Source organism: Candidatus Desulfolinea nitratireducens (assembly GCF_982879505.1).
This window is the reverse complement of the sequence record NZ_CEYOSI010000135.1, coordinates 1-9,260: the sequence shown is the minus strand read 5'-3', so window position 1 is coordinate 9,260 and position 9,260 is coordinate 1. Positions and strand designations below refer to the sequence as shown.

Sequence of the window (9,260 nt, the reverse complement as noted above, 5' to 3'; positions counted from 1 at the left end):
CAGTCCAGGAATTGCTCGGACACAAAGACGTCAAAACCACCATGATCTACACCCATGTTCTCAATCGCGGAAAGCTTGCCGTAAAATCCCCCCTGGATGACATCCCCTGATTGCCCGTCGATCATCGGGATATGTTTTTCGGGATCCCTAAGCCACTGAAACAAAATATAAAGGCGGCCACAATCTCCCGCAGCCACCTTCAACCTTCAACTTTCACCTTTCCAACCTCCCAAACTCCCAACCTTCAACCTTCCAACTTTCCAACCTTCAGACCTCCCCACCTCCCAACGTTCACCCCTCCAACAAATGCCTCGCGATCACCATTCTTTGGATCTCGCTCGTCCCCTCGCCGATCGTCATCAGGCGGGCATCGCAGTAGATCCGTTCGACGGGATATTCGCGGCTGTAGCCATACCCGCCGTGGATCTGGATCGCGTTCCGCGCCACCCGTTCTGCCATTTCGGTTGCGAAGAGCTTCCCCATCGCGGCCTGATGTTTGAAGGGGCGACCAACATCATGCAGCCAGGCAGCCTGGCGCATCATCAGACGCGCCGCTTCGATCTCGGTCGCCGCGTCAGCCAGCATCCACTGGATGGCCTGCTTTGCTGCGATCGGCTTCCCAAAGGCTTCACGCTGCTTGGCATAGGCCAACCCTTCTTCAAAAGCCGCCTGCGCCAAGCCGACCGACAGAGAACCGATGCTGATCCGGCCGGCATCCAGGGTCTCGAGGGCTTGTTGGAAACCGCGACCCTCCTCGCCAAGAAGATGATCGAGGGGGACGCGCACATCGTCATAGCTTAGCGCGTTTGTTTGGGAGGCGTGCAACCCCATTTTCTTCTCCGGGGGGTGGATCGTCAGTCCGGGCGAATCTGTCGGGACAATGATCATGCTCATAGAATCAGATCCAGTTCCGGGCTCCGTCCGCACCAGGGTGATCACATAGGATGCCACGCTCGGATTTGTGATCCACATTTTTGAGCCGTTGATTACCCACTCATCCCCCTCTTTTTCAGCTTTTGTCCGCACTCCGCCTTTCAGATCAGATCCCGCTCCTGCTTCAGTCAGGGCCAGCGCGGCGAGTTTCCCCTCTCCGTTGGCAATTGGCTCCAGGAATTTTTTCTTTTGCGCATCTGTGCCATAGTTGGCGAGGGGCGCACAGCCAAGCTCGGTATGTGCAGCAATCGCAAGCGCGGTGCTTCCGCAGGCCCAGCCCAATTCTTCGATCGCAACTGACATCGCAACTGTGCCAACCTCTGAGCCGCCATACTCTTCCGGGATCATCATTCCCAGCAATCCAACCGGGGCCATCTTGTGGACGGCATCCCAGTTGAATTCACCGCTTTCGCTGATCTCGTGAGCCCTGGGTTTGACTTCTGCACTAACAAAATCGTGGACGATCTTTTGCCACATTCGCTCTTCTTCGGTTAGATCAAAATCCATCAACCTCTCCTTAATTCTGGGGGGCGTTATTATAGCCATCCAGCCATGCTGACGCTTCCTTAACCTTTTCTTTTGGAACAAAAATATGCACCTTTGCAAATTTCCCAAAACTTACCGGGATCGTTCCCCCCACGCTTTCTTGCGCCAATTCCACTGGGATTTCCAGGGCTTCGAGGGCCGATTTCATCATTTCGGCCTCGATACGGTCATAAACTTCGGTCAGTAATTCCCAGGTCATTGCAGACATTTTATATTCTCCAATAAAGTATAAATAAAACAGTAAAGAGGATGCTCACAGCCAATTGACGAAAACCCACTGCGGTCGGTTTTATTTTTATGGCCGGATTGAATGTCCACCACAGGGTTTCTGCCAATTGCAGGAGGAAGGGGATGAAGATGTATTGCGGTAGCCAGCCGATTATGCCTAACAATAGGGTGGCCACAAAATTAAAGGAGGTATATAGAATGGCGCGCTTTCCGATTTTATATTGGCCGGAACGCCCCGGGATCTCGGGCAGGCTTCGGTGTTCCAGGCGCATATAGGCGTGGACAATGGATGCCGCTGACTGAAACCAGACCAGGATCCACAGGATCCAGCCAGTTGCATCGTAACTTCCTTTTCCCACCCATAAGGCGGCAGGAGCGGCGAGGGCCAAAGCACCGCTGGCGACAATCTCCAGCCCCGCCTGTCTTCTTTCGTCACGCTTGCTAACAAGGCGTAGATGCCAAACGAAAATTGCAATCCCCGGTATGGCTAAATAAAAAATATCTGTAAAACCTCGTATGGAGAGACCGATCAGCATCACCAGGGCGATTCCGCCATAGACCAATATCCAGAAGCGTGCGGCAGGCAGGTCGCTGCGCGGCCGGCGCCCCGCGTAGGCTTTGGTTGCAATCGTCACCGGTTGGCGGATTAAAAAAGCAGCCATGGCTGCGATGATCAGGTAAACGGACGTTGTGGAAAAGCCTCCGCCCACGAAGAAGCCGATCACGAGGGGGCTCAGGATAAATACCCAGGAACCGTGATCCTGGGGTACTGCGATTGTTTTTCGAAAGGTTGATCTCATAGGTGGATTATATCAAATTTGCTTCCCAAGAATATGTTGGATTATCCCAAGGATAACCTTAGGCAGTTCCTCCCGAAGGATACCGGGACGGTTGGAGCGGAATGGCGAATGATTATGAGCCTGAAGTCGCCTGTGCTCGACAGAGCGAAGGGCAGGGATTGCGGAAAACCACTCTTCGCCAATTTGATCACAAACGACCGTGCTATGTTAAAATTCTCAGCTATAAATCAATAATCCTCTTGTACATGTGCTCCCGGCGGCGTCCCCGCCGCCGCCCTAAAGGATGCTACGCAAAGGACGTCGGCTAGAGCAATGTCAAAAAGGGAGTTTTGCCGGTAGTCTAATGATGAAATTGGATCAACAAAAGATGAAAAAAGTACGCATCAAAGAACTCGAAGAAAAAATAAATGAACTAAAAGAACGCTGGCCCGCTCATTCCACCCCACCGGCGATGCTTCAGGAGCTGGATGATCTCGAAGAGGCCCTGGCTCTGGAAATTGACAAACTTGATCAGAAGGGAGCCGATGCCTAGAAAAACAGTTGCTGTAAATTATCGGGCCTGTGAACCGGAGAAATGCGAAGATGGGATCTGTCTGGCTGCCCTGGTCTGCGAGAAGAATATCCTCATTCAGGAAGCGCCCTATGAAATGCCGGATACCAAAGCCTCGTCATGTCTGAGCTGTGCCATCTGCGTCCAGGCTTGTCCCCAAGATGCAGTCCTCGTTATGTGAGTCCCATGATGTTTGAGCGCAGAGATAAGAATAATATATGAGTCACCAAATCTGACAAACTCTGTCTGAATTTGGTGTAGAATTGAACCCATGATGAAAAAGAAACCAGTAGTCCTGTCTGTTTTGGCCCACCCCGATGACGAATCTTTTGGGATGGGGGGAACTCTGGCCCTCTATGCAGAACGTGGAGCCGAGGTGCACCTCGTTTGCGCAACCCGTGGGGAAGTGGGCGAGATGGACGAAAAATATATGCAGGGTTTTGACTCGATCGCTGCTCGCCGGGAATCTGAATTGCGTTGCGCAGCCGGGATCCTGGATCTCACCGGTGTACACTTTCTCGATTACCGAGATTCGGGGATGCCCGGCTCTGTCGATAATGAACATCCCCGCGCCCTTTTCGCACAACCTTTGGAAGAGGTCGCAGAGAATATTGTCTGCTATATCCGCGATCTGAAACCGGATGTCGTGCTGACCTTTGATCCCATTGGCGGATACCGCCATCCTGACCATATCGCCATCCATGATGCGACCGTGATGGCATTCGAGCGCGCAGACGACGCCTCTTTCGCTCCCCAGTCAGGCGCACCCTTTAAACCGGAAAAACTTTATTTTCATACTTTTTCGCGCGCATTTTTACGGGTAACCGTTAGGGTAATGCGCCTCTTTGGGCAGGATCCAACCAAATTTGGCAAAAATAAGGATATCGATATTGAATCCCTGGCGAAAGTTGATTTCCCCATTCATGCGCGAATTAATATTCGTTCTGTCCTGAAAAAGAAGGAGGCGGCTGGGCGCTGTCATGCCAGCCAGGGAGGCGGTCAAATGCAAAAAGGCGTTCGCGGAATTCTCTCGCGGCTCTTCAACGGCACAGAGATGTATATGCAGGCCTGGCCGCCGGTAGAAGGAAAATTCAAAGTTCGTCACGATTTATTGGGGTGAATAAGCTGAGGCTGCATTGCACTTAAAAGTGCGTTGCAGCTGATTTCTACAGAATCAAGCCGTTTACTACCAGTCTTTTTCTTCGCGGGGGTAGGAACCAAAGACTCGGATAAAGGGTGCGATCTCGCGCAAATGGTTCAGCGCAGCATCCGCTGGTTTTCTATCCTGATGCCCGATGAAATCAATATAAAAGAGATACTCCCAGGGTTTCCCTGCCAGGGGGCGAGATTCGATCTTTGTCAGGTCGATTTCTCTCAGCGCAAAAATGCTCAGGGCCTTGAAAAGGCTTCCAGGTTTATTTTCCAGGCTGAAAACGATCGATGTTTTATAGCTGAGATCATCAGTATTTTCCTGTCCATATTGCTCGGGGGAAAGCGCCAAAAAACGCGTGTAGTTGGCAGGATCATCTTCCATATTTTCCTGCAGGATAGTCAATCCATAAACCTTTGCGGCCAGACGGGAAGCGATTGCAGCCGATCTATGATCATTCTCCTCCTTGAGAGCCCTGGCGCTGCCAGCGGTATCGCCAGCCACAATTCCCGGCAAATTGAGTTTTCGCAGGCTCTCCTCACATTGCGCCAAAGCTTGCGGATGCGAATACACGCGTTCGATTTCTTCAAGCCTCACACCGGGCAACGCCATCAGGCAGTGACTGACCCGCAAATGATGCTCGCCAGTAATATGAAGTTGATTGCGGAGTAAAAGGTCATAATTCCGGTGAATGCTGCCGGCCAGGGAATTCTCGATCGGCGCTATGCCGCGCATGGCTTTCCCCTCACTGACTGCCTCGAAAAGTTTGTCAAAGCTTTTACAGGGTAGTGTTTTGATTTCTTTACCAAAATGCTCATAAGCTGCGGCCTCGCTGTACGCGCCTGCCTCACCCTGGAACGCAACGATTTTCTCTCTCATTTATTTTCCTCCCACCAGTCACTTATCCGCCTGATCGCTTCCACGATCTTCTCTTTTGGTTGCGTGATCGAGATCCGGAAAAATCCCTCGCCTTCCGATCCGAAAACGGTCCCTGGCGCAACGCTGACACCCGCCTCCTTGAGTAAACTCATCGCAAATTGATCGGATTTCCAGCCCTCAGGAATTGGTGTCCAAATATAAAGCGATGCTTGAGGACTTGCGACGGATATCCCCAACTGACGGAGACCGTTGATAATGAGATCCCGGCGTTGACGGTAAACCCCGTTCCGCTCGTGGACCCAGGCTTGATCCATCCCCATTGCGTGTCTGGCCGCCTCAAGGATTGGCCGGAAATGTCCGCTATCGGCATTTGTTTTCAATTTGAGCAGAGTCTCCAAAACGGCAGCATTCCCGACCGCCGCACCGACCCGCCATCCAGCCATATTGTGCGACTTGGAAAGTGAGTTGAATTCTATCGCTACATCCTTCGCGCCCTCAACCTGCAGGATGCTCGGGAGAGGTCCCTCACCATAGTAAACCTGGGTATACGCCGCATCGGCGCAAATAAAAATGTTATTCTTCTTCGCAAACCGGACGAGTTTCTCATAAAACTCAAGCGGAGCAGTTGCCCCGAGAGGGTTATTTGGGTAATTGATCCAGATCAACTTTGCTTTCTTTGCCACCTCAGCAGGGATCCCCTCCAAATCGGGCAGATAATCATTCTCAACACGCAGGGGTAACAAATAGGGCTCTCCGCCTGCAAGTTCGGTCCCGCGGATATAGGTCGGGTAATATGGATTTGGGATCAGCGCAATATCGCCCGCTTTGATAAAGGCCTGGCTTAAGTGAAAGATGCCCTCCTTTGTTCCAAGCAGGGGGATGATCTCCTTCTCCGGGTCAAGCCTGACGTTGAAGACCCGTTCATACATCCCCGCCCAGGCCTCCCGGTAGGAGAGTGGTCCCACATGCATCTGATAGCCATGTGTATTTGGGCGGGATGCTGCCAGGCTGAGCGCCTCGATCACCTCGGGGTGTGGGGGAAGATCGGGCGAGCCAATATCCAGTCGAATGGTCTCGATACCCCTGGCTTTCAGGATTTCAATTGTTTCGTCAAGTTGAGCAAAGAAGTGTTTTTTTATTGAGGTCATTTTATTCTCGAAAATTAGTACGCGAATTTTACGGATCGAGCGGATTTTCAGAGGTCAGATAATAGACCTCTTGTATCTGTGCTCCCGGCGGCGTCCCCGCCGCCGCCCTAAAGGATGCTGCGCGAAGGACGGCGGCTAGAGCAGTGTCAAAAAGAGACTTTTGCATGAAGTCTACTAAAAGAATCTGTGAGAATCCCAAAATCATTGTTATCCGCGTTCTATTAAAGCCTCTAGTGCCAATCTATACGACATCCATCCAAAGCCAGTAATTTTTCCCAGGCAAACCGGGGCGATCAATGATTGCTTGCGGAACTCCTCCCGGGCGTAGACATTGGAGAGATGTACCTCAATTACCGGAATGCCAATTGCAGCGACCGCATCTCGCAGCGCAACAGATGTGTGCGTATATCCAGCAGGATTGAAGATCACGCCATCCGCTTTTTTTGCAGCCTCCTGCAGGGCATCCACCAATGCCCCCTCGCTATTGGATTGGATGCTGTAAATCTCCACATCCTTTGCGGATGCGGCTTCGGCTAATTTCTGATCGATCTCAGCCAGGGTCAAGTCGCCATAGATCTCAGGTTCGCGGGTACCGAGTAAATTTAAATTGGGTCCGTGTAAAACGAGTAGGGTGGTCATTTTTTCTCCTTTATAGCCCTCTCCTGCGAAGCGGGAGAGGAAAGTCCGAGCGCAGCAAGGACAGGTGAGGGCAACGCTAAAGCTCCTCTAACAACCTTTCCAAATCCTTAATTTCTACTCCCACGCGCATCTCACCAATTTTGACTGGCAAGGCAAACTTCACCACCCCTTTTGACTTCTTCTTATCGGTCTGCATTGCCGCGACCAACGCCGAAGGGTGTATCCCATTAGGGATGGCAACGGGCAAGCCGAGGGTGACGAGCGTCGCGGCAATTTCATCTGCCAGGCCTGCTTCGGCGATCCCCAATTTCTCCGCCAGACGCGCCTCAACGACCATCCCGACCCCGACTGCTTCGCCATGGCGCAGGCCATATTGGGTCAGTGATTCGATCCCGTGTCCGATCGTATGTCCAAAATTGAGCGCGGCGCGGATGCCACCTTCGAATGGATCGGCCTCGATGATCCTGATCTTCACACCCATTGCCCGCGTGATCAATTGATGCCAATTCTCGCTCAACTTCTCAATTCCCTGTCCACAAAGGGAAAATAGTTCAGGATCGTCGATGACACCATGCTTGACTACCTCGGCCAACCCATTCCGGATCTCAGCTTCGGGCAGCGTGCGCAATGTGGCAGGGTCAGCCAGAACGAGTTTGGGCGGGTAAAATGCCCCCACCAGATTTTTGCCTTCAGGGAGATTTGCACCCGTTTTTCCACCCAGGCTGGCATCCACCATCGAAAGCAATGAGGTTGGGATGCTGACCCACGCCACCCCGCGCATAATGGTTGCAGCGGCAAAGCCGGCCATATCGTTGACGACCCCACCGCCAATGGCAAGGATCGTCCCGCCGCGCTCCATGCCAGCGTTGAGCAGATCACGCCAGAGCTGGGTCATCGTATCGATGGTTTTATTTTTTTCGCCGGCTGGGAAGATCACTGTCGTTGCATCCAATTTTCGGGCAAGTGCTTTAGCATAGAGCGGTGCGGTATTGCTGTCACTGACGATAAAGAAGGGCGGATGGCATCCATTTTCAACCAGCAAGGCATCCAGATCATTCAGGCCATTATTTTCAACGCGCGCCGTGTAGCCCTTTCCCATTCCGCGCAGATAAAATCGCCCCAGGCGGTATTGAATGACCTCCGCGCTTTCTTCAGGGGTTAGATTATCGGTTTCAACCTGGATCGCGAAAGAATGATAATGATCACTGCGTGTATCCAGTAATTCTTTGAGTGAATTTCCCTGAAGAAGAGGACGTTGATCTTTGCCTCTTTGCAGACGCTCAGCTAAGGTTTTGGATGGGGCCTGCAGGCAGATCACCTCTCCGATTTTTTCTGCGTGATTTCGGTTTGCCCGGTCCAAAAGGGCGCCGCCTCCCAAGGCAACAATGGAGGCCTTCCGAGGGCTCTTTAACGCGGTGCTTTCTCTCTCTCGAAAGCCAGCTTCGCCCTCCTTTTCAAATATATCCGGGATGGAGAGGCCTGCGGACCTTTCAATTGCACCATCCAAATCCACAAAGGGGAGGTTTAGCTTAGCAGCCAGAAATTTGCCTGTCGTCGATTTGCCCACTCCGGGTGGGCCATAGAGGTAGATGGTTGAGGTCATGATTTCCTTAATCACTAAACACGTCACTGCGAGGAGCAAGTCTTTGCGACGTGGCAGTCTCCAAAAGGTGAAGGAGATTGCCGTGTTGGGCTGACGCCCTCCTCGCAATGACGTAATTAATTACCAAAATTTATGCGGCTGGTTATCCAGCTTAATATCGCTCAGTTTTGCCTGTTTTAATGCCGCAAAGCGAGGAAGCATCTCAGCAAGCGAGTCGCCGCCGAGTTTTTCGAGCAGGGCATCTGCCAGAACAAAGGCAGTCACTGCCTCAATGATCGGTACGGCCCGTGGGACGGGGCAAAAATCGGAACGCTCATATGTCGTGACAGTTTCTTCTCCGCTGAAGATGTCAACGGTCTCTTGCGGTGTCAGGGTCGAGGCGATCGGTTTCATGGCTGCCCGAATGATTATTGGCTCCCCATTTGTTATCCCACCCTCGATCCCCCCGGCACGATTTGTTTTGCGAACGAGCTTCTCGCCTTCGCGGAAGATCTGGTCCTGGGCTTCGGTTCCTCGCAAACGGGCATTCTCAAAAGCGGGGCCAAACTCCACCCCTTTGATCGCCTGGATTCCAAGAATCGCAGCGCCCAATCGGGATTCGAGTTTTCGGTCCCATTGAACGTGGGAGCCTAATCCCGGCGGTAATCCCATCGCAACAACCTCGATCACACCGCCAAGGGTATTTTTCCCCTTGATTGCGGACTCGATCTCTGCGATCATTTCTTGAGCAGCACCCTCGTTTGGACAACGAACCTCAGATTCTTCGGCCCGTACGCTGCGGTCA

At 52.3% G+C, this 9,260-nt stretch carries 12 protein-coding genes and 1 pseudogene; 4 read left to right on the top strand and 9 right to left on the bottom strand.

Annotated elements, in window-relative coordinates:
• Positions 1–110: pseudogene (locus AC3DOM_RS11990) on the top strand (tyrosine-type recombinase/integrase); the annotation flags it as partial.
• A gap of 181 nt (positions 111–291) precedes the next feature.
• Here AC3DOM_RS11990 and AC3DOM_RS11985 read toward each other — a convergent pair.
• The 3 genes from AC3DOM_RS11985 to AC3DOM_RS11975 are packed head-to-tail and all read right to left on the bottom strand — an operon-like array spanning position 292 to position 2,507.
• The gene (locus AC3DOM_RS11985; RefSeq protein ID WP_487919282.1) at positions 292–1,440 is read right to left on the bottom strand and encodes an acyl-CoA dehydrogenase family protein; all 1,149 of its coding nucleotides are present in this window, start codon (positions 1,438–1,440) and stop codon (positions 292–294) included.
• A 10-nt stretch (positions 1,441–1,450) separates the two neighbouring features.
• Positions 1,451–1,687, bottom strand: coding sequence for a DUF2007 domain-containing protein (locus tag AC3DOM_RS11980; RefSeq protein ID WP_487919281.1), 237 nt, complete (start codon positions 1,685–1,687; stop codon positions 1,451–1,453).
• 1 nt (position 1,688) lies between these two features.
• Positions 1,689–2,507 carry a YwiC-like family protein gene (locus AC3DOM_RS11975; RefSeq protein WP_487919280.1) on the bottom strand — a complete coding sequence of 273 codons (819 nt, stop codon included), beginning with the start codon at positions 2,505–2,507 and terminating at the stop codon, positions 1,689–1,691.
• Between the two features lie 367 nt (positions 2,508–2,874).
• Between AC3DOM_RS11975 and AC3DOM_RS11970 the strand changes: the two genes are divergently transcribed.
• From AC3DOM_RS11970 to AC3DOM_RS11960, 3 genes are all read left to right on the top strand, one after another.
• The gene (locus tag AC3DOM_RS11970; protein WP_487919279.1) at positions 2,875–3,039 is read left to right on the top strand and encodes a histidine kinase; all 165 of its coding nucleotides are present in this window, start codon (positions 2,875–2,877) and stop codon (positions 3,037–3,039) included.
• Positions 3,032–3,238, top strand: a complete 207-nt coding sequence (locus AC3DOM_RS11965) for a 4Fe-4S binding protein (protein ID WP_487919278.1) — start codon at positions 3,032–3,034, stop codon at positions 3,236–3,238. Before AC3DOM_RS11970 ends, AC3DOM_RS11965 begins: the two co-directional genes overlap by 8 nt.
• Before the next feature lie 90 nt (positions 3,239–3,328).
• On the top strand, positions 3,329–4,177 hold the full coding sequence (locus tag AC3DOM_RS11960; RefSeq protein WP_487919277.1) for a PIG-L deacetylase family protein: 849 nt from the start codon (positions 3,329–3,331) through the stop codon (positions 4,175–4,177).
• A 66-nt stretch (positions 4,178–4,243) separates the two neighbouring features.
• Here AC3DOM_RS11960 and pheA read toward each other — a convergent pair whose 3' ends face one another.
• The 6 genes from pheA to AC3DOM_RS11930 form a co-directional block, all read right to left on the bottom strand.
• Positions 4,244–5,086, bottom strand: coding sequence for a prephenate dehydratase (gene pheA, locus AC3DOM_RS11955; RefSeq protein WP_487919276.1), 843 nt, complete (start codon positions 5,084–5,086; stop codon positions 4,244–4,246).
• Entirely contained in the window at positions 5,083–6,234 is a 1,152-nt protein-coding gene (locus AC3DOM_RS11950) for an aminotransferase class I/II-fold pyridoxal phosphate-dependent enzyme (RefSeq protein WP_487919275.1), read from the bottom strand. The genes pheA and AC3DOM_RS11950 overlap by 4 nt, the downstream gene beginning before the upstream one ends.
• 28 nt (positions 6,235–6,262) lie before the next feature.
• Positions 6,263–6,400, bottom strand: a complete 138-nt coding sequence (locus AC3DOM_RS11945) for a hypothetical protein (RefSeq protein WP_487919274.1) — start codon at positions 6,398–6,400, stop codon at positions 6,263–6,265.
• A gap of 41 nt (positions 6,401–6,441) precedes the next feature.
• A complete protein-coding gene (gene aroQ, locus AC3DOM_RS11940) occupies positions 6,442–6,873 on the bottom strand; it encodes a type II 3-dehydroquinate dehydratase (RefSeq protein ID WP_487919273.1) in 432 nt (143 codons plus the stop codon).
• Between the two features lie 76 nt (positions 6,874–6,949).
• On the bottom strand, positions 6,950–8,476 hold the full coding sequence (aroB, locus tag AC3DOM_RS11935; RefSeq protein ID WP_487919272.1) for a 3-dehydroquinate synthase: 1,527 nt from the start codon (positions 8,474–8,476) through the stop codon (positions 6,950–6,952).
• 120 nt (positions 8,477–8,596) lie between these two features.
• The coding region (locus AC3DOM_RS11930; protein ID WP_487919271.1) for a chorismate synthase at positions 8,597–9,260 on the bottom strand (664 nt) is incomplete at its 5' end.